At 60.5% G+C, this 24,220-nt stretch carries 17 protein-coding genes and 1 pseudogene; 8 read left to right on the top strand and 10 right to left on the bottom strand.

Annotated elements, in window-relative coordinates; translation table 11 throughout:
- The first annotated feature begins 887 nt into the window (after positions 1-887).
- From R1H25_RS04345 to R1H25_RS04320, 5 genes are all read left to right on the top strand, one after another.
- Positions 888-2,627 carry a hypothetical protein gene (locus R1H25_RS04345; protein ID WP_317222842.1) on the top strand — a complete coding sequence of 580 codons (1,740 nt, stop codon included), beginning with the start codon at positions 888-890 and terminating at the stop codon, positions 2,625-2,627.
- A 66-nt stretch (positions 2,628-2,693) separates the two neighbouring features.
- Positions 2,694-6,542: a wall-associated protein gene (locus tag R1H25_RS04340; protein ID WP_317222841.1), complete on the top strand. Its 3,849-nt coding sequence runs from the start codon at positions 2,694-2,696 to the stop codon at positions 6,540-6,542.
- A 1,385-nt stretch (positions 6,543-7,927) separates the two neighbouring features.
- Complete coding sequence (locus R1H25_RS04335; protein ID WP_317222840.1) at positions 7,928-8,290, top strand: DUF6713 family protein; 363 nt, start codon at positions 7,928-7,930, stop codon at positions 8,288-8,290.
- Positions 8,291-9,444: 1,154 nt separating this feature from the next.
- On the top strand, positions 9,445-10,308 hold the full coding sequence (locus tag R1H25_RS04325) for an alpha/beta hydrolase (protein ID WP_317222839.1): 864 nt from the start codon (positions 9,445-9,447) through the stop codon (positions 10,306-10,308).
- 56 nt (positions 10,309-10,364) lie between these two features.
- Positions 10,365-11,366, top strand: a complete 1,002-nt coding sequence (locus R1H25_RS04320; RefSeq protein WP_317222838.1) for an NADP-dependent oxidoreductase — start codon at positions 10,365-10,367, stop codon at positions 11,364-11,366.
- A gap of 494 nt (positions 11,367-11,860) precedes the next feature.
- Here R1H25_RS04320 and R1H25_RS04315 read toward each other — a convergent pair whose 3' ends face one another.
- The 3 genes from R1H25_RS04315 to R1H25_RS04300 all read right to left on the bottom strand — a co-directional run bounded on the left by R1H25_RS04315 (position 11,861) and on the right by R1H25_RS04300 (position 14,990).
- Positions 11,861-12,751: a retropepsin-like aspartic protease gene (locus tag R1H25_RS04315; RefSeq protein ID WP_317222837.1), complete on the bottom strand. Its 891-nt coding sequence runs from the start codon at positions 12,749-12,751 to the stop codon at positions 11,861-11,863.
- 945 nt (positions 12,752-13,696) lie between these two features.
- Complete coding sequence (locus R1H25_RS04305; protein ID WP_373695547.1) at positions 13,697-14,251, bottom strand: BLUF domain-containing protein; 555 nt, start codon at positions 14,249-14,251, stop codon at positions 13,697-13,699.
- A 172-nt stretch (positions 14,252-14,423) separates the two neighbouring features.
- Positions 14,424-14,990, bottom strand: a complete 567-nt coding sequence (locus tag R1H25_RS04300; RefSeq protein ID WP_317222835.1) for a hypothetical protein — start codon at positions 14,988-14,990, stop codon at positions 14,424-14,426.
- Between the two features lie 111 nt (positions 14,991-15,101).
- Here R1H25_RS04300 and R1H25_RS04295 point away from each other — a divergent pair, with 111 nt between their 5' ends.
- The gene (locus tag R1H25_RS04295; RefSeq protein WP_317222834.1) at positions 15,102-15,251 is read left to right on the top strand and encodes a hypothetical protein; all 150 of its coding nucleotides are present in this window, start codon (positions 15,102-15,104) and stop codon (positions 15,249-15,251) included.
- A 288-nt stretch (positions 15,252-15,539) separates the two neighbouring features.
- Here the strand turns inward: R1H25_RS04295 and R1H25_RS04290 are convergent, their stop codons facing one another.
- The 6 genes from R1H25_RS04290 to R1H25_RS04265 all read right to left on the bottom strand — a co-directional run bounded on the left by R1H25_RS04290 (position 15,540) and on the right by R1H25_RS04265 (position 21,263).
- On the bottom strand, positions 15,540-15,839 hold the full coding sequence (locus tag R1H25_RS04290) for a hypothetical protein (RefSeq protein WP_227864025.1): 300 nt from the start codon (positions 15,837-15,839) through the stop codon (positions 15,540-15,542).
- Between the two features lie 590 nt (positions 15,840-16,429).
- Positions 16,430-16,648, bottom strand: a complete 219-nt coding sequence (locus R1H25_RS04285) for a hypothetical protein (RefSeq protein ID WP_157635934.1) — start codon at positions 16,646-16,648, stop codon at positions 16,430-16,432.
- A gap of 1,091 nt (positions 16,649-17,739) precedes the next feature.
- Positions 17,740-18,408 carry a carboxymuconolactone decarboxylase family protein gene (locus tag R1H25_RS04280; RefSeq protein WP_317222833.1) on the bottom strand — a complete coding sequence of 223 codons (669 nt, stop codon included), beginning with the start codon at positions 18,406-18,408 and terminating at the stop codon, positions 17,740-17,742.
- Between the two features lie 106 nt (positions 18,409-18,514).
- Positions 18,515-18,862, bottom strand: a complete 348-nt coding sequence (locus R1H25_RS04275; protein WP_317222832.1) for a cyclophilin-like fold protein — start codon at positions 18,860-18,862, stop codon at positions 18,515-18,517.
- Between the two features lie 134 nt (positions 18,863-18,996).
- Positions 18,997-20,208, bottom strand: a complete 1,212-nt coding sequence (locus R1H25_RS04270; protein ID WP_317222831.1) for an MFS transporter — start codon at positions 20,206-20,208, stop codon at positions 18,997-18,999.
- Entirely contained in the window at positions 20,205-21,263 is a 1,059-nt protein-coding gene (locus R1H25_RS04265) for an alpha/beta hydrolase (protein ID WP_317222830.1), read from the bottom strand. The genes R1H25_RS04270 and R1H25_RS04265 overlap by 4 nt, the downstream gene beginning before the upstream one ends.
- Before the next feature lie 110 nt (positions 21,264-21,373).
- Between R1H25_RS04265 and R1H25_RS04260 the strand changes: the two genes are divergently transcribed.
- Complete coding sequence (locus tag R1H25_RS04260) at positions 21,374-22,267, top strand: LysR family transcriptional regulator (protein WP_317222829.1); 894 nt, start codon at positions 21,374-21,376, stop codon at positions 22,265-22,267.
- Positions 22,268-22,412: 145 nt separating this feature from the next.
- Here the strand turns inward: R1H25_RS04260 and R1H25_RS04255 are convergent, their stop codons facing one another.
- The gene (locus R1H25_RS04255) at positions 22,413-23,123 is read right to left on the bottom strand and encodes a hypothetical protein (protein ID WP_317222828.1); all 711 of its coding nucleotides are present in this window, start codon (positions 23,121-23,123) and stop codon (positions 22,413-22,415) included.
- 162 nt (positions 23,124-23,285) lie between these two features.
- On the opposite strand from R1H25_RS04255, the pseudogene R1H25_RS04250 reads away from it, so the two are divergent.
- Positions 23,286-23,980 (top strand): annotated as a pseudogene (locus R1H25_RS04250) (tetratricopeptide repeat protein).
- Positions 23,981-24,220: the final 240 nt, after the last annotated feature.

The following is a 24,220-nucleotide window of genomic DNA, read 5'->3' as shown; positions in this document are numbered from 1 at the left end:
CCTGCCACACTTGTAACACGGATAAACAACAATGTCGGAAACTGTTGCTGCAATGTGGGGTGTCAATCTGACGACTGGGATGGCTGGAAAGCGCTGCGCCACAAGGCATTGCAGGCAGGATGCCGACAGATCTGGCAGTGCGATGCTCGCCACGCGTTTTCTGTTCAGACCCTCAGCTCATAGCATTCCTGAAATGCTGTACGCAGTGAGAATTTTCTTCTTGGACACTGGCGCCTCGTTTTCGCGTCTTCCTGGTGTCTGCGAATCTGGCACCCACTTGGTGGTAGATGACCAGGCCTGATTTCCCCTCTTTTGCAGGGTTTCGCAGTTAGTTGCGATGCCCCCCCCCCAAACGTCATCCATTTCCCGCTGGGCCTGTCCCTGGCCTTTGTGCAGGTGATGCGGAAAAAGCGCCCAATGAAGTGCGTAGGCGTGGGGGGACAGGCGAGTGCGTTCGCCGGGGAACAGCTGTCTGAGCCAATCGGGCGTGCACCATTGCGATTGCTGAGCGCTGTCTGTGCCACCAGAGCGTGCTGCGTTCCGCTCACTGCAAATGGTTTCACTGCTTCTACTGTGTCGAACTGCCTTCCTGCAGGCATGCGAGAATCACTTGTGCCTGGCTTGGCGCGCAACCAAAGCCAGTTGCGCGGCATCATTTCTTGAGCTAGTGTCCGCCGCAGTGCATGGGGAACGTGACTGTCATTCTTGAGCGCAGCTATCGCAGCGCGGCAGTTCGTGCGTGAAGCGCAATGATGAGGCTCCTTTGGCAGCATTTGTCCATGCGATGCCTCATTTGCTATCCGATAAGTCCTGAAGTTGTCTCGTTGCAGACGTAGTAGTCACCGGATCATGTCTGGCCGCTCGGCCAGCGCTACATGGAGACGTACGTGTCATTGCATTCCAAGTTTATCAGTGCTGTCCTCAATCTACTTTTGCTGACACTCGCTGCCGCTGCTCAAGCACAGACTGGCGCGCCACTGACCTCATCGCAGGCGGGCGTCTTCTACGAAGACAAGCTCAAGGGCCTGAGCGAACTCACGGCATTGGGCAATGACTTATTCGGCGACAGGATCAGCCTCTATACGGGCGGCATCCAGTTCACCCAAGTTGACGTTGATCTGCCTGGAAACAACGCATTGCCAATGCGGTTCTCGCGCACATTGAAAATGGGCGGGCGCCGGGACACCCTCAAATCGATGAGGGACTGGGATTTTGACCTCCCCTACATCTCAGGCATGTTTGGGAAGAGCGGCTGGGCGTCCATGGTGCCGGGCGAGCCACTACGTCGTTGTTCGATCCCACTGAATTCACCACAGCAGGCCAGTGCTCCATCCGAGTATGTGAGCAGCGGGCAAGGAAACGTAGGCTTCTCCTTTGACCCTCACTTCTTCTGGGGCGGGCTATCCCTGAGTCTTCCCGGGAGCGACAGCAAGCCCATGATCATCATGGCTGCTGGTGCCAAGCAACCAACCGACGGCCGTGCCTATCACTGGACCACCGCCGATCGTTGGGTGTTTTCCTGCCTCCCGAGCACCAGTAATGGCGAGAGCGGGGAGGCCTTCATGGCGCATGCCCCCAATGGGGACAGGTACTGGTTTGACCGCATTGTGGCTATCCCCCGCGGGACCATGACCGCGAACTACGGTAATGGCTTCTTCAATTACACCAGCACGATGGGGCTACGTGAGTTCCGCGCGTTGCCGACCCGTATCGAAGACAGGAACGGCAACTTCATTACATTCACCTACTCCGCAAGTCAGGTCGTGATGAGCGCGAGCGATGGCCGCTCCATTACGGTGAACTTTGGCGCTGACGGCGTAGAGAGTGTCGTCGCCAACGGCCGAACTTGGAACTATGAGTACACCGGCAGCACTGTCGATCGCAAGCTCACTCACGTGTCACTTCCAGACGGATCGAGTTGGTCATTTGATGCCGGAGCTGCGTTCGATAACCCCATTGGCGGCTGGAGAAACTGTGCTGACTTTGTGCCGTTCACGCCAGGCCCTAGCTCATCCGCAACGGTGGTCATGACTCATCCTTCAGGAGCCAGGGGCACATTTGAAATGAGCTACCGACTTCATGGCAGAACCAATGCACCGAACACCTGCCGGCCCTTCACGGAGATATTCTATCCGGTGGAGTCCCACCTCCTAACCGTGCTGGCGCTGAATCGCAAGGTCATCTCAGGGCCGGGGCTCGCGACCATGACATGGAACTACCAGTACACGCCGCTTGCTGCGAGCTTGGACACCGGACAGCATGTCTACTGTTCAACTACGCCGTGCCCTGAGACCCGCGCACTCACCGTGAGCCGCGAGGACGGCAGCTGGGATCGCTTCACCTTCAGTCAAAAGTACGGCGATCTCGAAGGCCAGCTGCTGAGCGAGGAGCGCGGCAATACGCAGGGCGTGCTGCGGCGGATCGACATCCAGTACCGGCGTAGCTCGGACGGCAGCTACGCCCGGATTGGCAACAATCCCTGTTGGTCATGCTCGAAGGAAGAAGAGCTACCCAAGCCGCTGGAGTCACGCACCACCACGCAGGATGGGAATACATTTCTCTATCGCGTGGACCAGTTTGACGCTTATGCGAGACCGCTGAAAGTCACGCGATCCAGTTCGCCGTGAAGCTGGGTACGACAGGCAGTCGAATTGCAGTCCTCCTGCGCTGCGCTGCACAATCTAGGGAAGCGTATGGCACGTAAATCGCCTCGTAGTAGCACATATCCGAACAAGACGCTGCTCGCAGCTGCTCTGATCGCAACGGCCTGCCTTCCAGAAGCCCGGGCCGCCACTACCTTGGAAACCCTGAGCTACCATGACAACGAAAGCTCATGGATTCTGGGTCAAGTTGCTACTCGTGCGATCAATGGCGTCCTGGCCGATCAGACGATGTTCGATCCTACCACCTCTCGACCCACGCAGTTCTTGGCGTTCGGGAAGTTGACCCAATCGCTTGGCTACAACGCCGACGGCACCATCGCATATGTACGCGATGGAAATGGGAACACTATCGCGCTGAGTTCTTGGAAGCGCGGTGTTCCGCAGCTGATCAGCTTGCCTGACGGCACAACGCAAAGCGCTATCGTGGATGATCACGGCTGGATCAGCCAAGTCACCGATCAGAACGGGTTCTCGACCGGATATCGCTATGACGCGATGGGACGGGTGGCGGGCATTGACTACCCGAGCGGAGATAGCACCGCTTGGAGCCCGATGAACCAGAGCTTTGTTCAGGTCATGGGCGACGAGTACGGCCTTGCGGCCGGCCATTGGCGAAAAACCACCATTACTGGAAACCGAGTTTCCATCGCGTACTACGACGCACTGTGGCGTCCGTTGATTGTATCGGAGTACGACGCCGCCGACCCTGGCACCATCAGATTCACCGGCAAGGAGTACGACAACGAAGGCAGGACGGTGTTCTCATCCTATCCTGCGGCAACAGCCAATAGTGACCGTGGCACTTGGACCGTGTATGACGCACTGGGTCGCACCACCTCTGTTACCCAGAATTCCGAATTGGGTGACCTTACTACGTCGCTCAGTTATCTCCGAGACGCGTCAGGCGTGTTCACCCTTGCCCGCAATCCCAAGGGTGCCGAGACCCGGACGTGGTATCGCATGCTGGATCAGCCTTCCTTCGACAGTCCTACGCGGATCCTTCAACCGGAAGGCGGGCTAACAGTCATTGATCGCGACGCCTTCGGAAAGCCGCTGAGCATTCGCCGTAGCAGCGCAGATGGCAGCCTGGAGGTTACGCGAGCTTATTCCTACAACGCGGCCCAAGAGCTGTGCCGGACAGTTGAGCCTGAGACAGGTGCTACGCTCGCCGGCTACGACGGCGCTGGGAACATCGCCTGGTCTGCGTCCGGCCTCGCGGGTAGTACCGGCTGCGAGCCAGACGGCAACTCGGCGGCGGTAGCTCCGCGACGCGTTTCCAGATCGTACGATGCCCGAAATCGCCTGCTCGCCTTGTCGTTTCCGGACGGCAATGGTGACCAGATATGGAGCTACACCGGCGACGGCAAAGTCGCCCAGGTCACCACGCGCAATGATGCTGGTAGTAGCCAGGTGGTGAATACCTACAGCTATAACAAGCGTCGCCTCGTTACCGGAGAATCGATCGAACAGACCGGAATGCCTGCACGGTCGGCCGGGTACGTCTACGACCCACACGCTTCCTTGGCCGGTGTTCAGTATCCAAGCGGGCTTAGCGTTGATTACGCCCCCAATGCGCTGGGTCAGCCAACACGCGCGGGCAGCTTTGTATCCAGCGTTACGTACTTCCCTAATGGCGGCATGAGCCAGTTTGTGTACGGCAACGGAATAGTGCACACGATGCAGCAGAACGGAAGACAGCTTCCAGCCAGTGTTTCCGATGCGGGGGTTCTCAACAACACCTATGGCTACGATGCCGCAGGCAACGTAGCGCAGATCGCCGATGGCTTGAACGCAGCGCGCACTCGCTCGATGACGTATGACTCGCAGGATCGCCTGCTGTCCACCCATTCAACCGCCTTCGGTGGTAATGGGCAGCTAACCTACAGCTACGATGTCTTGGACAACATCCGCGCGGTCAGACTTGAAGGCCTCAAGGATCTTTCCTACTGGTATGACGCCAACAATCGCCTGACCAACATCATCGACAGTAGCGGCTCGACGGTAGCGGGGCTCGCCTTCGACGTGCAGGGAAATCTTTCTGTTAAGAACGGTCAAGGATTTCAGTTCGACTACGGCAACCGACTTCGCACAGCAGTGGGGAAGGAAAGCTATCGATACGACGGTAGCGGACGAAGAGTCCTGTCATCAGCCGACACTGGCACGATCGCATCCTTCTACGGAAATGACGGGGTGCTTCGCCGACAAGACAATGATCGTACCGCGAGCAGTGTGGAGTACGTCTATCTGAACGGAAGCCTGGTCGCGAAGGCAGCCACATCGACGGCACCCGCCACCCCGGTGATCAGCGTGCCTGCCCAGAGCTCCAGCGGAAACTACACGGTCTCCTGGTCAGAGGTAGCCCAAGCCAGCCGGTACGATCTGCAAGAGCAAGCGGGCGCCGGCGCGTGGTCCAACATTTATTCCGGGCCTGATCGGACGAGAGAAGTGACCGGCAGGGCTGGCGGGTCTTACGGCTACCGTGTGCGGGCCTGTCGTGCTACTGCCTGCGGTGGTTGGAGTGCCACTGCTATCATTTCGGTCCAGTCGCTTCCTTCAACTGGACCCTCCGTAAACGCGCCTGGGCTCTCAATAGACGGCAACTACAGTGTCTCGTGGCCAGTGGTAGCCGGCGCCCAAACTTATAGATTGGAGGAGTCTGCCGCAGGAAGCGGATGGATCGAGATCCAGAATGACGCCATCCTCTCTCGCTCCTTTGTCGGCAAGCCCGATGGCACATTTGCCTACCGCGCACGCGCCTGCAATGCCGCCGGCTGCGGTGATTATGGTTCACCGGCGTCGGTGCAGGTCCTGCGCGTCCCAGGATCACCCGCTGGATTGAGTGCTCCCGCACTGTCTGCAAACGGTGTCTACACCGTCTCCTGGTCTCCGGTCTCCGGTTCTAGCACCTACCGCCTGGAAGAAAGCAGCGGTGGCTCCGCCTGGATCGTAGCGGCAACAGGCACGGCGACGTTGAAGGAATTCTCACAGAAGCCAGACGGAAGCTACGCCTACCGCGTGTCCGCCTGCAACAGCAGCGGGTGCGGGCCGAGCACAGGCCCCGCTACTGTACGGGTCGTTCGTGCTCCGACAGGCACTACAGGTCTTTCCGGCCCGACGCTGTCGAATGATGGAAGTGTCGCTCTGAACTGGTCGCCGGTTCCCCTTGCGACGACATACCGGCTCTTCGAAAGCGTATCCGGCGGCGGGTGGAATGCCATCCTCAATAGCGGCAGCACCAGCGCGACATTGACTGGGCGCGCAAATGGAAACCTCAGCTACAGCATTGCCGCTTGCAACGATGGGGGCTGCGGGCCGCAGGGACCGGCGTTGAACGTGGTAGTGATGCGACCACCGTCAGAGCCGGCGCTATCGGGGCCGGGTAGCTCCGGCACTGGCAGTTACACGATCAGCTGGAACGCGGTTGATCGAGCCAGCAGCTATGTGGTTGAAGAAAGCGCGAATGGTGGAGGGTGGACGGCGGTCTATAGCGGCGGAAGTACTTCTACGGTCATCTCCGGTCGTGGCGATGGCACCTATGCATACCGGGTCGCCGCATGCAATCAGGGGGGATGCAGCGGCTACAGCGGCTCAGTTGTGGTGGCAGTGAATGTTCCGCCCGTAACGCCAACCGGACTGACCGCGCGCTTCGTAGTCACCAATGCATTCCCACCGTGGCAGGTGCGCTACTTCGTCAGCTGGAACGCAGTGGCCGGTGCTGCCTGGTACGAAGTCACAGGAAGGGGAACCTATTCGGGACCTGCCACGTCGGTGCAGATCGACTACACGGGCATTCCTGCAGGCGCCACGTTCCAGGTGAGAGCATGCAAGCCCATAGGGTGCTCGCCCTGGGCACCCGCCGTTTCCGCAAGCGGAGGGTAGCGCGAATGAATCGAGCCGGCATAGCTACGCGCCACATGACCTCTTTGATGCTGATCTGCGGGGCGCTCAGTCCTAAGGTGTATGCACAGGTGACAGTCGCATACGTGCATACCGATGCCTTGGGCACCCCAGTGGCAGAGGAGGACGCATCTGGAATCTGATAGCTGAATCGCTCTATGACCCATATGGGTCCATGCTCGTTGCAGGTAGCGATGATCAACCGGGCTTCACTGGCCACGTGCCAGATGCGAGCTCAACGACGCGAGACGTGTATGACTATTGCCCTCAACCGAGTTACAGCAACTAGATTTTTGGTGTGTGTCGTGGCAGTTCTTGGATCCGGGTGTGTAGATTCGCCTACTTCATATCGCGTCGAAGGCGCGAAGACCGATTTTTGTGTCCCTAGCGATCTAGATGCGACGCCGTCCAGGCGGGGTCACGAGGATCCTGTGGTCGGCGGCTTTACGCTGCATGGCTGTTACTCCACCCATAGCGAGGCTTGTATCGGTCCCGATAATTTGATCTCGGTAGCGGTGGTAGCCAAATCGTACTTTCCTGGGAAAAGGCTTGGCGACCTCCCCCAGGGGTCCCATCTGCGTACGAGCGTTATTGAAGGCTGGCAAGAAGCGAAGATGCTGGAGAAGGGACTGCTTGCCGTTCCCGACGGTGGCGACAAGAGCCACTTTTTCGTATGGCGCCCGAGTGCTCATGCCGCCACACAACCGTTGGACGACGATGAACTAATGGCATCCTGTGACACGTTGGGGAATTTATCCTGCAGTCGCGTACTTCATGGGGACGACTTTGCTGTCACTTATTCCTTCGTCACGGAGAAGGAAGTTCCGAACGACTTCGGTTCATTAGACAAGCAAGTCCTGAATGAGGTCGAGCGGATGAGATGTAGAAGATAGAACTCTGGCTCGATCAATTCGTCCCGATCCACATCCGGGCGCGGGGAATGGCGTGGGAGAGTTAGAGGGAGCTGCCAGAGGCAGGAGCGGAACCTTCCAACTAGAAGTGGTCACCTGCCCTACCCCTGATAAACATACCTAACCTCCTGCACAGAACATTTCGATCAGCTCGTCAGACGCAAGGCGGCCCGCCGCGGCGTCTCCGCGAGGCGACTTCCGCTCTCGCCGCTGCTCAGCGAGCCTGCGTTCCTCAATACACCGTGTCCTCCTAACTTCCGAGGCAGAACGCTCCGAGCCCACTAAGCCTGGATTCGAACTCGGGACAACTGGTCGACACCGGCCATGAGCCACGCCTTCATGGGATCCCTCCCATTTACAATGCCTGACCGAGCACTAGCGCTCGGCGTAGCGCTTGCTCGGGTTTGCACCTGAACACAGCTGTTAAACTTCGTGAACCTTTGGACCGAAAACCTCATGGAACGGTGGTATCTCGCAACGCTTCTAGCCTTGATCCTGCACCAGATCGACGCCGCGTTCTGGCACGAATGGGACATGTTCCGCGTTCCCGGTGGCGTTCAAGGTTTCCTTATCTTCAACTTGGTTGCTGTTGGCGCCCTGCTGCACGGGTATCGCCTGGTGACGTTGGCTAAGCCCTCCGCGCGTGCCTATTCACGACTGTGCGGAATAGTAGGTGTCGGCACGGCAGCCATCCACCTAGCATTTGCCGCTGCAGGCCGTGAGGAGTTCCATCTCCCACTTTCCATAGCATCCATAGCCGCATGTCTCATTGCCGGCGGCGGCCTGCTGCTGAGCAGCCGGAAACGTGCCACTGGTTAGTAGTCCCCGGAAGTTGCGCCCGCCCCGCCCTGCCCCCACGCCTTCATGGGATCCCTCGCTCTTTGCTTGGTCTCCTTCGGCGGTCGGCGCGGCTACGGTGCTGCCTAGATCCGTTCGACCTTCGCTCCAGCCTCGGCCAGGCGTCGGTCCTGTTGCTGCTGGACGACTGCTCGCGGGTCGGCCGCGGGTCTGGCAGTGGCGGTGGCGGCTGGATCGGCGTGCTGTCGGTCAGTCGCGCGACCGCTTCACGCAGAGGCAGCTCGGGACACAGCCGGGCTGCGCACCAGGGCTCGGCGTACCGCCTCGCCTGCCGGACATTGGCCGCGCGTACCCGCTTCACGTGCCGCATGTTATGGCCTTCCATCCGTAGGTGCCCCCCTGAGCCGCTGTCCGAGTGACGCTGGCCGTCTCCCGGCTCTTGTACCGGAGCGCCTTGGTTACGTGTGCGGACTGGCGGTCGTAGATCCTTCGAAGCGGCTGCGGCCTGCCTAATCGTTGGGGATGGCTGCTGTTGCGGCGCAGTTCAATCGCCCCGGGTTGACCTGCTCCAGCTAGAAGATTTGTCCAGCACGAAGTCCTTAGCGATTCATGCTGTATGGTCGCAGCATCTGGCTCCTCTCTGGCGCGATATCCTTCGCCCTATGTCTAGCCCCTTGCAGGCACCACACAGGACACCCTCCACTGCTTTCAGGGTCCTACGGATCTGTCCTCTGCTGCGCGTCAAGGGAAGGTTCGAGCAGGTCGAAACTCTGCACGCAAAGGGCGACAGGAGTACTGACCGTCGACCAAGGATCTTCTGGGGCGAGCAGAGGAGGGATCGAATTTCGGCGCTAGCGGGGCTGGACCCGGACGACCTAGATCGGCCCTAGGTCCTGAATTACCGCCTGCCCTTCACGGAGTACGGCGGAAAGCAGTCGACCGCCCGCTACCTGCCTCCCCACCTGTTTGTTGAGCCAAGCCGCTTGGATCCGGCCAGCGGCGAACACGTCTTCAGGCGCAAAGCTATCTGGTTTGCCGGCCAAAGGCTTCCCGGGTGAGGCCAATCCTCCATCCAAGGGCTGCACGACGGATCTGCTCTCGGACATCCGGCAGGCGCAGGCTGCAGTGCGCTATCGCAGCGTTGATTGAAGTACTGGTCACACAGGTACGCCACCATGACGATTTCCGGCACCCGCCCCGCATCGGGCACTTCGTTCGAGAATGCACCAACCCGCTCGCTGGAGGTCGCTGGCACCCCGTTCGCGTACCGTGAACTTGGGCCACAGGGCGGCATCCCTCTGGTCATGCTCAACCATTGGGGCGCGGTGCTGGACAACTTCGATCCGCGTATCGTTGATGGTCTGGCCAGCAGGCATCGGGTCATCGCCATCGACTACCGGGGCATCGGAGGTTCGGGAGGAACGGCGCCGGTGACCATCGCAGAAATGGCGCGGGATACCCTCGCCCTGATCCGTGCGATGGGCTTGACCCGCGTCTATCTTCTGGGCTTCTCGCTCGGCGGCTTCGTCGCGCAGCAGGTCGTGCTGGACGCACCTGATCTCGTGCGCCGGCTCATCCTGACCGGTACCGGGCCTGCGGGTGGCCGTGGTATCGACCGGGTGGGTCGCGTGTCCTGGCCCTTGATCATCAAGGGCCTGCTTACCCGCCGCGACCCCAAGTACTACCTGTTCTTCACCGCCAGCGCCCGCGGCCGACAGGCGGCGCGCGACTTCCTGCAACGGCTCAAGGAGCGCAGGAGCGATCGCGATAGATCGGCCTCACCCGGCGCGTTCCTACGGCAGCTGAAGGCCATCACCGCCTGGGGCAGGCAATCGCCCCAGGACCTGGGCAGCATCCACATTCCCGTGCTGGTTGCCAATGGCGACAGCGACATCATGGTCCCCACCCCCAACAGCGGCGACTTGGCGCGCCGCATTCCCCACGCGACGCTGGTCATCTACGACGACGCAGGTCATGGCGGGATTTTCCAGTATCACGCCGAGTTCGTCCGGGAAGCGCTAGCGTTCCTCAAAGACTGACGCCCCCCTTGCCCCCGCAGCCTGACTGCACCCACGCCACCAGAGATACACCGCTCATGAAAGCCTTCCTCATCGACCGTTATGGCAAGAAGGAGACGGGCCACCTCGGCGACACCCCATCGCCGGTGCTCCGGGATGAAGATGTACTCATCCGCGTACACGCTGCCAGCGTCAATGCGCTGGACACCAAGATCAGGACCGGGGAGTTCAAGGTGATCCTGCCTTATCGCCTGCCGCTTGTTCTGGGCAATGACCTGGCCGGCACGGTGGAGCGTGTGGGCGCTGGGGTTCGCCAGTTCAAGCCGGGCGACGAAGTGTATGCACGCCCCGACGATGATCGCATCGGCACCTTCGCCGAATTCATCGCCGTCAAGGCAGCATCTGTTGCACGCAAGCCAAGCAATCTCAACATGGTGGAGGCAGCCTCGTTGCCGCTGGTTGCGTTGACGGCGTGGCAGGCGCTGGTGGAAACCGCGCAGCTGAAACCGGGCCAGAAGGTCTTCATCCAGGCCGGCTCAGGCGGCGTCGGGACCGTGGCGATTCAACTGGCGAAGCATCTTGGCGCCTTCGTTGCTACCACGACCAGCACGGCCAACACAGCATGGGTCAAGGACCTGGGCGCGGACGTGGTCATCGACTACAAGCAGCAGGATTTCGCTACGGAACTGCGCGACTACGATGTGGTACTCAACAGCCTTGGCAAGGATGAGCTGACCCGCTCGCTGCAGATTCTCAAGCCGGGTGGCCATCTCATCTCCATCTCCGGGCCGCCCACGCCCACCTTTGCCGCCGCGCGCGGCCTTGCCTGGCCGATTCAGCAGGTCATGCGACTGCTCAGCCATGGCATCCGCAGCAAGGCCAGGCAGAAAGGGGTGAAGTACACCTTCGTGTTCATGCGTGCCGAAGGTCGGCAGCTGAGCGAGATCACCTCGCTGGTCGAGTCCGGTGCGATCCGCCCTGTCATCGACAGGGTCTTCCCGTTCCAGGACACCCAGAGCGCGCTGACCTATGTCGAGAGCGGCCGGGCCAAGGGCAAGGTTGTTGTCGAGTTGCCGTAGGCTGCGACCTTTGCAAGCTACGTGGGAACATGAATATTGTCATCCCTGAGAATTCGGTGACACCGCCCTCGCATGTCCGCTTCCGGCCAGAAGCGGTCAATCGCCCTACCCTCGATAAATTTTCCTTATCCACGACTGACCTTGAGCCTACTGTGGCTCCGCATAGATGACAGATATGGGGCGGACGGATATTGGCGTTAGTCGGATTGCTGCAAACGACCTGGATCTCTCCAAGATCCTCGAGCACGGGCTGCCCCTTCTGCAAGAACCCAGCCACCTTCCCTGACACACACCTTGCGGGCGTCTCTCAAGGGGTGGCTTCGTCTCTGCCGGCGACTTGCGCGGCTCCAGCGCCGCTTTGATCCGCTCGTCCCCCTTAGCTCCGGCCTCGGCTAGGCGCCGGGCCTGTTGCTGTTGCTTGCGGGACGGCGACAGGCCCGGCATGGTCGATACTCTACGCTCGGTCGTCCAGGGCCTGCCTCCGCCTCCCAACATCAGCTCCTGCCGAGAATCCCGTTCGGGCGCAGATAGACGTCCCCGGTCTTCGTGTCCAATAGGATGTTGAAATTCCGAAGGACCTCACTCCCGACCGTGCCGTCGCCAGTTGAGCTGTCTTCATCAATGGTGAAAGACACCTTGGGTTGCTCCAGCCGAAGGCCCTGAATCTCTACCGAGGCGACACGGACGTCGACCGCGCGGATCTTCTTACCAGCGCTTCCGCTGAACTGTGACGTTCCGATCTTCTGCGTAAAAACACCCGAGAGGTTGTGCCGGGAACTGTAGGCATAACTCAGATCGATGGTTCCGTTGCTCCCGGTATCCAAAGAGAGCCACGCCTTGAATCGTGAGCCTTCAGTCTTCAAAGCCACTTCGATAGCGGGGGTGTTGTCGATCCACCGCGTGTTCACTCTGGTGTAGCCCGCTGTACTGGGCAAACTGCTATGCACGAACAAGGTCTTCTTATCGTAGTCGACCTCGACTACACGTCCCTCAAAGAATTTCCAGCCCAGAACGGCATCGAAAGGCCGATTTCGGTAGTCAATTACTGCGGCACCTAGCGTCCTGCTAGCGGCTCCAAGGGTAACTCTATTGCTCGTACTGTATTCAACCAGGCTCGTTCCGTCTGAGCCGGCGTTCTCCGATTGATCATCGATTTTCATACCAGCCAGAGTACTGGTAGCAACTGACACGGCCATGCCGTCCGCCCCCGTATCTATCAAGAAACGAAGGGGGCGCGACTGATTGATTGTGCCTTCTGCATAAATTCGATGGTCCTTGCCCAGATCAAAGGGGATCGCAATTGTCTCTGCCGAGGCAGTAGGTGCGCAGGAAAAGGCAATCACCGCTAGAAGGGCAAAAGACTGGGGGCGGCATCTCGTAGACATTGGCAGCATCCATTGGCTAACGCATGAGTCCATGCGCACCTTGGATGCACCACCGGATCAAATGGTTTAATGCCAAGACTGGGCACTTGCTCGGGCGCGCATCCACTGCCTCGTTTGCCTCGCCTTGGACTCTGGCGGCGGCCTGCGCGGCTCCAGCGCTGCGTTGACCCGCCCTTGCTTCCTCACCCCAGCCTCCCCAGTGGCCGGTCGGGCAACGGTTCGAGCGACTCCAACGGTGTCACGTCCAGCAGCCGCGCCACGGCCGCGCGCAGGCGCAACTCTGGTAGAGCCTCGCCAGGCACCGGCGTTCGGCATAGCGCTTGCCTTGGACGATGCTGGCCGCCCAAACATCCTTGGTCTGTAACACCTTCCGGGGGATTCTGACGCAAGCGCGCCCCACCTTCCTTGGCCGCCGAGACGTTGCCAATCTGCCTGCCGTTCCACCAAGGCACCCAGATCTCCCCCATCTGAACTCAGCCAGAGGGGATAGGGGCGGTGCGGGAGCCTTGGTAGCCGTGCGATGGACGCATGGCCGGAAGGATACGGCCGGCGGTCTCACGCTCTGCGACAGCGGTCGACGCTTCAGCTCGCTGTGATGAAGGGTTCACTTTGAGCGGCGCACACTGCAGTCTCGTGGCTCTTCTCCGGTGCAGAATCCTTTGCTCCCGTGTCCAGCCCTCAAATGGCACGGCTATGCACCCTCCCAACGCCTTCAGGATCCATACGATCCTGCCTCTGCTTACGCTCAATGGGGCGATCATCCGCTTGGAACAGGTGCGGACAACATGTAAAAGCTGCGGACTGAGGTCCTCAATGGCCGAGGACGCAGGCTTTCAAACCGATCCCAAGGGCACCACGCTTACATGCCCAGCTTGCGGAGCCACAGGATTGATGGACGAAATGGAGATTTGGCACCACTGGCTTGAACAGTGCCGCCGCGAGCGATTAGTGGCGCCCTTCAATCCAAAGCCAGATGATCCGCTCGACATCCAGGGCCCGAAATGAACGATGGCTTCTGTGGTACACCGATGAGTGCGCGAATCGTTCGGGGAAGTGCCAGCTCCCGCAGTCAAACGGCCTTCGCAAAAGGTTCGAGCAGCCCCCCACCAGCATCTCCATCGCGGTGGCCGGGCCAGTCTGATCGCCTTCCCGCTGTAGGAAGGAAGTCCAGTCGGCTCGCACCAGCTGCACCAGCTCCGGCGGCGATAGGGGAACGCAACGCATCGGCCAATACGGAAGCCTGCGCTGCCCCGCCCTCCCCCTGGCCAGTTCGATCAACTCGGCATGGCTTGAGGCACCTGCAGCTCTAGAAAACGCAACATCCAGACCATCCGGCGGCCCCTCCATATACGCCAGAAATCGTCTGCCGTCGTACAGGGTGACGCCGCTGACACCTGCATTTCTGTTGAACCGAGCCGCGTCCGCCATGATCGCGGCCAAATGCTCCACAGCGAGATGGGGCGTGGCCTCACTGACGAAAACAACAGCCCTGTTGGGCATGGCACTACTCCGGCTCCTCGGGGAGGCCGAGCGTAGATCCGACATCGTAAGCACCGCGTAGAGGCCGCCAGATCGACGTCACAGTTCGCCCCCGCAGCTACACATCCCGGGCACAGCCGGCCAGGCCACCCCCAGGCCATGTGCGTCCGATTCGCCCAACACCCCGGCCAGATCAGATCGCCCCTAGGTCCTTGACCACGGCCTGCCCAATCTGCAGGAACCCAGCCAGCAGCCGACCGCCCGCCACCTGCCGGCCCATCCGCTCATTAAGGTAGCTGGCCTGGAGGCGCGCATGGGCCATTAAATCGGTCTGGGACATGCTCGGCGTCACCGCCTGGAGCGGTTCGCCGGGCGATGCCAGCTGCCCGCCGATCGGCTGGACTGGGGTCGGGCGCTGACTGTCGCCCTTGGCATACGCCGTGGCCATCATTCGCCCGTTCTTCGGCGACCAGCCGCCCAGCACTAACTCTGTCCCGAGCTGCTCTAGCGGCAGGCCTGCCTCGGCCGCTGCCTTCTCGTAGTTCGGCCATAGTTGGTCCACCACCAACCCCAGCTCGGCGGAAAGCTGCTCCATCGTGAACTCGGCGCGGAAACTGGCTTGCAGCGCTAGCTCGTAGATGCGGAGGAAGAACTGGGCGGAGCCGCGAGTGGCCAGAGCCACGTTGTGCTGAGGGATCAGAAGCAGCTTCGCCCCCGCGGAATGCGCCCCTGTTCGGGCATCCTCTGCCAAGGTATCCACGGCGACGACAAGGTGGTCACGAGTGAGCAGAACGTTGAGGATGCTCGTAGCGGGCTCGGTCTAGGTGTCCGCGAACTATCCCCTGCCCGCCCCCCGCATGTCGAGACTGCCATGTCGACCGAAATCACGGAAATCCTCGATCGCCTTCACACCTGCGAGGCAGGACTTGAGATGCACCGCGGCTACCTCAAGGCGATGGAGTATGCGTTGCGAATCTGCGTACTGACCCACCCTACACCCAATGACCTCTCCGACGCATGACATCAACTTCTGCCAAACATTGTGGCCAAACACCGGGGCGACAGCAGCGATCTCTTCGCCGCAGCCTTCGAACAATCGCTGACGGTTCTGACCGAGCAAATTGGTGCGCCAGATAGCCCTTCATAGGCTACGTCCACATTCTCGGCGACGGTAGCTTGGCGCTGCCTGCCGCTTAGTCAGGGCTCTTCAACGACCTGGATAGGCACACGCCGGCATTCGAGCACGGCAGCGAATCCACAAGAATGGATCGGATCTGATGATGCTCCTTAAGCCTTGGAAGCTGCCCCCTCAGCCGTCGGCTGGATGTCTCCCAGCCAAGCTCCCCATCGTGAAGGCATACCCGGCTTCTTCCAGAAGTGCTCTCATGCGCAGCTCCACACGCCGGGGGGAGCGCAGTCCATTTGGTGCATAGAGAGCATATACGTAGCCAGCGCCGTCAATGATTTCGCGGCGGACTGCGCACTCGGTTGATTCAGTAGCTTCGCACCAGACAGACATTAGCCTAGCCGGGCTGATCGACTGCCCATTGCGAAGTCGGAAGAAAAGCCAGCGCACGCCTGGAGGTTGAGCTTGATCTACTCTAGCCATTGCGAGCCCCGGATTCGTCTGGATAGATCACTGAGAACTTCAGGATCCAGGCGAGGGCGCTCATCTTTCGAGGAACGTGGTAGATCTATGCGCTCACTGCCGTTCACTAGAGCGGGGAGATCTGACTGCAGATCAATCCACCACTCGGAAGGAATCCGGAGCCCAGTACCCGTTCGATCGTAGATGCATATCGGGAAATTCATAGCGTTGCTCCTAGATCTACCGAGCATACGCTTGCGCAATGTCAGGCCGGAATGCGACTGCTACAAGGCTGACGCATCAACTCTCTTTGCACATGTGAACACGTGTGCTTCGTCTCGCTGAACTTTCAGGAACGAATCAAGCCAGCAAAGAGCAGCGCCCCGATTCGCAATCACCCTTCCCAACTTTTCCGTCAGACACCGCGCACACTCCATTCCTCCAGGGCTTTCCCCTTGGCAGGTCCGGCACTGAGCCATCGTCGTCGTGGTCACCGGGCGCGATTGATACATGATCTTCGTCATCAAGTTCACAGCTTGAGCATGGGATGACATTTCAGCGATCCTGTTGATACGGAAGGAGCCGCGCTTGGCGCGGCCACCCCTTATGCATCAACGACGATCGTCGCGATCGACACTGACCTTTTGGGCCTGACCAGGGCCTGGCTGCCCAGGCTCAGTGCCGTTCGGCTGCTGCTGTTGTTGCCCTTGCTTTCCGGCCAAATCCTCACCGCCGAGATCCTTCCCGTCTGTTTGGCCCTGCTGACCCGGATGCTTCTTATCGGCATCTGAGTTGCGACTGTCGCTCTGGTTCTGGGAAGTGTTGTTCATGTCTTACTCCGATGCAGCCATCTGCTGCCACCCCACAATGGCCCCCAGCCTGTTACGCAGCCGTGCCCAATTGGCACCAGTATGAACAAGCGCCATGAACAGGTCGCCGATTCTAAGGGTGTACAGTGCAGCTCTAAGAGGAGAAGAACATGGAGCGCAAGAGGAACAAGGATTTCGTTGACGTCGAACGTGAACTCACGCACTGGGGATTGGCATTCAACTCTGGTGCGCTACCCGCCATTAGCTTCCGCCATGAAGTTGACCCGGTCATCCGACTCGCATGTGACATCTACATCAGAGCCCCCCACGGAACACGCGCAGAATGGCTGGACGACCTCGAGAGCAGACTTGCGGCTCGATCCAGCCTGCGTGGTCACCCTGGTGCAGCGGAGATCGCAGGCCAATGCTGGTCGCGTCTCTCTTGCTCCTAGGAGTTTTCTTCCCGCGAGGCTGCGTCGTTCCCTTCTCGCATGAGCTGATCATTCAGCACGTGAACGATGGACATGACCGCGTCGGCGAGCGCTCTTGAGTCGCTGATTGACCCGTAAAAATAGATCCTGGAGCCTTCAACCCGGACATCTGCCAAGGAGAGCTGAGACGCCAACGCCTCGCACTTCCTTACGAAGATTTCTGTCCAGCGGGCACCCGGCGCAAGATCCAATAGCGCAACGATAGCCTCATCAGTCGAAGAATCTACGCGCTCATGTAGATGTGGGACATCGAAGCCGACGATTCTTGGGAGCATGGGGGTGCTCAATAGGGGATCCTCTAGCTCATGGGTGATTTGAGTATATCCATGATACGCCTACCCACAGTCCAGCCAAGCCTCTGTCCATTACGTGTATCCAACTCGTCGAGCTACGCAGCCGGTCACCCAAGCAGCATCACAGGGCGCGATAACGGACATCTTTGCCCAGCAGTCGATGCTGGCCCGGGAGCAGTGATTGGAGATAAGTATCGCCGCTGAGGCGCGCGGCGCAGGGGGGGGCGTGTGCCTCCAGTATTCGACTCTATGGTAAGACGGTACTACCCTCGATAAACATCCCTAATCTCAAAACTGGACGGCAGCCGAAGAAGCATTTTCCCGACCATCATTCTTTCCGGACCTCAAGCTGACGTTGAATAGCGACGCGAACACGTTCGGCAGCCTCGAGGCTGAAGCGCTCCTCAAGTACATCGGCCAGCTCGTATAGCTGCCCTGACCGCAGGCCCATATTCATGCTGATTCCAATGTGGGACTGCAACTGGGGCTCGACCCCGTACATGGCGGCCAGCATGCTGACCGTAGCCAATTCGCGGCTCTGCCAATCAAGATTGTCGCGCTCGAAGATGTCGCCGAAGAGGTGAGTACGGAGGTATTGATTTGCTTGCGGCGCAAAATCGAACAACGGCCCTGAGACCGGACCGCCGGCCAGCGTGGTCTGGTTTGCCGTGCCTGCAGCGAGCAAGGCATCGCCTGTGGGAATCGGCTTGCGGGGCTCGCGGCCGGCGTCATCCTGGATGCCCTGCTGTCTACGCGCATTCGCTACCTTCATCAGTTCGCCTAACGCGTTCAAGCTCCGCGGAAACCCCGCATAGGCGTAGAGCTGCATCAGGAGTTCTCGCGCTTCGGCCAAACTAAGTCCCGCGTCCAGGCCTTGGTTTAACGCCTGGCGAAGGCCATCCAAGTTGCCAGCCGCTGCGAAGGCACCGATTGGAATGATGGCTTGCCGGCGCGGGTCCAGTTCGGTTGTGGGAGCTTGATTTGATTTCGTGTGCATGGCTATTCCTTCGTGTGCGAAAGCCATCTGACTAGGGACGACAGCCAGCATCGCCGCGCCCAGCAGAATGGCGAGAAGGCTGGGCCCCAAGGTGGTCAGCCAGCCTCTAGAACGCCTCAATGCGGACCTCTATGGGCCCGATCTTGCGAAGGATCTGCAGCCCTCCTTCGATGCGACCCAGCCTTATGAGAGCCTTTGAGTAGCCAAAGGGCTTGTGAAAAATCGCCAGGTTGCCCCAAGGCGCATAGAAGGCCATATCACCTGCCATGGGCGTGAATCCCTCCGGCTCGCCCGCCACGCTGAGACCGCGCGGGAGCTGAGCAATCTTTTCAGTCGCGGCGTAGTCTTCAAGCTGAAGGGTCAGCGGCAACTGGGCGATGAACTCGCGTGCAGGAAGGCTGTCCTCCAGAGTGGCCGACAGCACTTGATCATTGATGATCAGTCGAATTTTCATGGGATGAATCTCCTGGTTGGCCCCAGTGCTGGTGGCCGCGAGGGCTTGATGATCGGGCGCGGCTGAGCATGCTGCTACCGCCCCAAAGGCAACTAGGAGCACGAGCAGCTTCGCCGTTATCGAAGTGAGGCGTGTCATCGCTTCGGAGCCCCTGTGGCAATCGCCGCGGCTGACGTGTGCACCTCTTCAGCCGCCGTGGCGTAGGCAAGCAGCGCGGCACACAACAGGATGCCCGCACTCGCCAGGAACGTGCTGGCAAAGCCAAGGCTGTCGAACAGCAGTCCGCCGAGGGTGGCGCCCAGCGCAATGGAGCACTGCACCACCGCAACCATCAGCCCGCCGCCGGCCTCGGCATTGTCGGTGAAGGTGCGCGCCAGCCAGCTCCACCAGCCGACCGGTGCGGACGTGGCCAGCAGACCCCACGCCGAGAGCAGTGCGGCGGTCGGCCAAAGGTGGGGCCCGAGTGGAATCAGACTGACGGCAATCAGCGCCATAAGGGCGGGAAGAATCACCAGCGTGCGGTAGAGTCCGCGCCTGATGAATGCACCGATGGCAAGTGTGCCCACGAAACCACTCACTCCGATCGCGAGCAGAACCCACGGAACAGCAGATGCCCCAGAATGGGTGACCCGCTCCAGGAACGGTCGCACGTAGGTGAACAGGGCAAACTGCCCCATGAAGAGCGCAGCGCAGGCCATCATGCCCAGTGCCACCACGCGTCGCCGCAACAACACGACCACCCCGCTGCGTGATTGGCCTTCCTCCGCTTCCATGGACGGCAGACAAACCCACTGCCAGGCCAGGGCGACAGCTGCCATCGGCAGAAGACAGAGGAAAGCGCCGCGCCATCCGATCATACTGCCGAGATAGCTGCCCAGTGGCGCCGCAATGACCGTTGCAAGGGCGTTGCCACTGTTGAATATCGCCAAGGCTCGCGGGACCTCGGCCTCCGGTACCAGCCGCATCGCGGTTGCGGCGGACAGTGACCAGAAACCGCCGATCACTACGCCGATCAGCGCACGGCCCGTCATGTAGACCGGATAGTTCTGGGCCAGCGCTACCACCAGTCCCGACACTGCCATCAACGCCGTGAGGGTCAACAGCAACGTTCGGCGGTTCACGCTACCCGCCAAACGGGAGATCGACAGGCTGGTCAACACCGCAAAGGCACCCGAAATGGCAATGCCGTAGCCGGCAAGACCTTCGCTCACGCCCAGGTCTGCCGCCAAGGGAGTGAGCAGGCTCACCGGCATGAATTCCGAGGCGATCAACGCGAAGACACACAGCGTCATTGCGAGCACGCCGCCCCAGTTGGCGCGTTGTGCGAGGGCGTCGGTGCGGCTCATTTCCCGGCCAGGCCGCGCTGGAAGAACGTGGCTAGCCTGTCAAAGGGAATCAGCTGGGTGCGGTCGTACAGATCCACGTGGCCGGCACCCTTCACCCAGTAGAGCTCCTTCGGCTGCCCTGCCCTTCGGTAGGCGTCTTCGCTGAACTCACGAGAATGCGCGGCGTCGCCGGCGACGAAAAGCATTGGCCGGGGCGAAATCGTCTCAATGTCGTTGAAGGGATAGAAGTTCATGAATTTGACCAGGCTGCTGAAGAGCGGCTGGGTTGTCAGTTCGGCCTTGTCACCCTTTGGCGTATAGGCGCCGCGCGGGGTGCGGTAGAAGTCGAAGAACTCACGCTGGATGGCGGGCGTGTCAGCATCGAGATGGTTCACAGTGCCAGGCACGAACACAGGCGCCCCGCCCTTGAATTCGGCCAGACGCTGATCTGTCGCGGACTGGATCACCGCCTTGCGCTGCTCCAGCGACTGGCCACTGTTCAGTCCCTGCCGTGCTGCCGCGCCCATGTCGTACATGCTGACCGTGGCGATGGCCTTGATGCGTGGGTCGATCTTGGCGGCGCTGATCACAAAGCTGCCGCTGCCACAGATGCCCAGGCCGCCGATGCGGTCCGGGTCGACAAAGGCCTGCGTGCTCAGGAAATCCACGGCCGCACTGATGTCGTCCGAATAGATTTCCGGCGCCACCAGGTGTCGCGGTGCGCCGCCACTCTCGCCCCAGAAGGAAAGGTCGATCGCCAGCGTAACGAAACCCTGCTCGGCCAGCTTCTGCGCGTAGAGCTGGGAACTCTGCTCCTTCACTGCGCCCATCGGGTGGCCAACCACCACTGCGGGGGCGCGGCTGCCGTCGGGCAGGCCCTGAGGGCGGTAAAGCGTACCCACCACCTCCATCTGGTACTGGTTGTGGAAGCTCACGCGCTCCCCCTTGACCGTTGGGCTGCGGTAGAAGTTGTCGGCGCCAAGGGGCCGGGCCGGCACAGGTGCGTCAGCGGCCATGGCCGAAGCTGGAACGTAGAGGCTGGCGAGCAGCGCCAGCCGCAGCGTGGTGCGTTTCATGGTCGTATGGCCTCGGTTGGGGACTCAGGTCGCCACGATAGGTCCCAGCACCCATATCGATAAGCCGGTTGAAAGTTGATGCATTGCTGAGTTGCGCTCACAATTGATCCATGAGCACCGTCAAGACCCATGATCTGCAAGCGTTCCTGGTAGTGGCGCAGGAGCAGAGTTTCACCAAGGCGGCCGTTCGTCTTGGGGTAACGCCCTCTGCGCTGAGCCATTCGATGCGCCTGCTGGAAGAGCGCCTTGGAATTCGCCTGCTCGCCCGGACTACGCGCAATGTCTCTCCCACCGAGGCAGGCGAGCGACTGATGCGCTCGATCGCGCCGCATTTCGAAGCCATCGGTGCCAGCGTGGAGGCGCTGGGCGACCTGCGCGACCGCCCAGCCGGAACGCTACGGATCTCCTGCACGGATGATTCCATGGAGACCATCATCCGTCCGCGGCTTGCCGGATTCTTGGACAAGTACCCGGACATTACGCTTGAGTTCTACGTGGATTACGGCTTCACCAATGTGGTGGAGCAGCGCTTCGATGCGGGCATCCGTCTCGGAGAGGCACTGAGCAAGGACATGATTGCTGTCAGGGTTGGCCCCGACTGGCGTCTGGTCGTGGTGGGCTCACCCGACTACTTCGAGAAGCATCCGAAACCGAAGAGGCCCGCCGACATTACGCACCACCGCTGCATCCACATCCGACATCGCCCAAGCGGTGCCATCTATGCGTGGGAGTTCGAAGAGAAGGGCAAGGAATTCACCGTGCGCGGCGACGGGCCGTTAGTCTTCAACAGCATGACGCACGTTATCAATGCTGCACTGGATGGCTTGGGCTTGGCATACGCACCGGAACCGCTGGTGGCCGAGCACATCGCGCAAGGCAGGTTGGTGGCGGTGCTGGACAGGTGGTGTGTCCCCTTCCCCGGCTATCACCTCTACTACCCGAACCGTCGGCAGCCATCACCCGCATTTGCGGCACTGGTTGCGTGGTTGAAGCTGGATAGGTGATGCGGGCCGCGGTCTAGCTCCCCTTAAGTGTCCTGCATGGGCTGGAAATGGACACCCGCCTTACCCCCGATAACGCACCCTTATCGCTACTCCCCGTACTGAAGTGCACTGCCACTCTCATCTTGGCACTTGCCGAGATCCAACCCTATTGGGCCGCCGGAACAGGAATTACACCCTTTCGCAGAATCTCCAACCTCCCAACATCGCCAACAGGCACAAGCACTGTAGCCTTCCGCGTCGGGTCCCACAGTGCATAGCTGTCACCAAGACGACCAATCAGGCTTAGGTCGTCCTGCACCTTTCCATCAACAGTCATAGCCGTGACGTGCTTGCCGCCGCCAGAGGAAATCTTCTCGGCACGCTGGGAGCCAAGCATGCTTGACGCTATCGAGACGTAGACCAGCATCACCAAGGCGTAGATCAGCCAAGGGGAATCTTTCACTGCGGTGGGCACCACTGGTGAAAGATGCACGATCAACGCACAGATGACCGTCAGAAGAGCCCCTATCAGAAGAGGCCACGTGTTCGACCACCAAAGCAGCAGCCCTAGGGCAGTGAAGAAAACCACTGGAAACAGCCATGCGAACAGCTTGCTTTTGGAGCTGCCGCTCGTGACCTTCATCTCCACCCAGCCGCCAAACAGCGAGGCCAGCAGCATGAGGAATAACACCATGCCGATCCCCGCAAGCCCTGCAAGCGCAAGCTCGCTTACCGCAACAAACTGAAAGGGATCCAGGCCGAAGTGCCCCCAATACGCCTTCAGATATAAGGCCCCTTGAATCAATCCGAACGTGACGAGCGCCGAGCCCCATCCAGCAACATCAGCCATCGTTAGCGTCTTCTGCGTACGTTCCATGTATCCCCTTCCATCGATGCAGCCCCGCGACATAGTGGCATGCAACGTTCCGCCCTGCAGAACCCATCCCATTAACGTGACGCGTCACGCCCGATCACCCCACCCCATTGGCGCCCCACCCCTCCCCCAAGTTCCATCCCTCACAAGGACGAGGCGGCGCGCATGCCCTATATCGGAATCGGACTCCACGTACTGGCAGCCATCTGCCTCGCGGTGCACGCCATCCGCTCAGGCCAGAGCCTCTACTGGCTCATCCTGCTCTTCTCGTTCCCGCTGCTCGGCAGCGTCGTCTACTTCCTGGCGATCCACTTTCCCGAAGCGCGCCATTCGCGCGGCGCCCGACAGTTCTCCGTTCCGCCAAGCAGCTCATGGACCCGGGCCAGGATCTGCGTAACGCCCGCGCGGAGCTGTCGCGAACGCCCACTGTGCAGAACCGCGTTCGCCTCGGCATGACGCTGCTGGATGCCGGCCAAGCCGAGGAAGCCAGAACCCTGCTTGAGCAGGCAGCCAGCTCGCCTTTGGGCGACGATCCCTACATCCTGACCGGCCTCGCCCATGCCCGGCTCGAGTCCGGGCACCCCGCGCTTGCGGTGGAGACGCTGGATGGCCTGTTCGCCCGCCATCCGGATGTGCGCCGCAAGCCGGAACAAACGCTGCTTTACGCGCAGGCACTGGCTGCCGCCCAAGCACCCGGAGCCCGCGCCGCATTCGAGCGCGCCGTCGAACGCGGAAACGATGCGGCTGCCCGCAGCCTGTTCGCCAGCATCATCGATGATGCCCAGCATTGGTCGGGCCACGCGCGCAGCCACAATGCCGCATGGTTGGAGCGGACCAGGGCCGCGTTGAAGGGCTACTGACGCCTGGCGACCTTTGGTAATCATGTCGCATCTGCCTCGCTCACCGCCTCGCCGGTCGGATGCCGACACTCGCCAGGCTTGCCCCGCCGACATCGCCGATAGCATTGCAGCGCAAGGCGCCCACCTCATTGCGCCGCATGCAACGATTCTGAAAATGTTGAATGTGGTGACGGCATCGGCCTTACTGCATTGGCATCGCGCACAGCGGGGCGTATTCCTTTCCGTGCCACCGAAAACAGG

The organism is Stenotrophomonas veracruzanensis, from assembly GCF_032911525.1.
Classification (GTDB): domain Bacteria; phylum Pseudomonadota; class Gammaproteobacteria; order Xanthomonadales; family Xanthomonadaceae; genus Stenotrophomonas; species Stenotrophomonas africana.
Note: the sequence above shows the minus strand (reverse complement) of the source record. Positions and strands in the feature narration are given on the sequence as shown.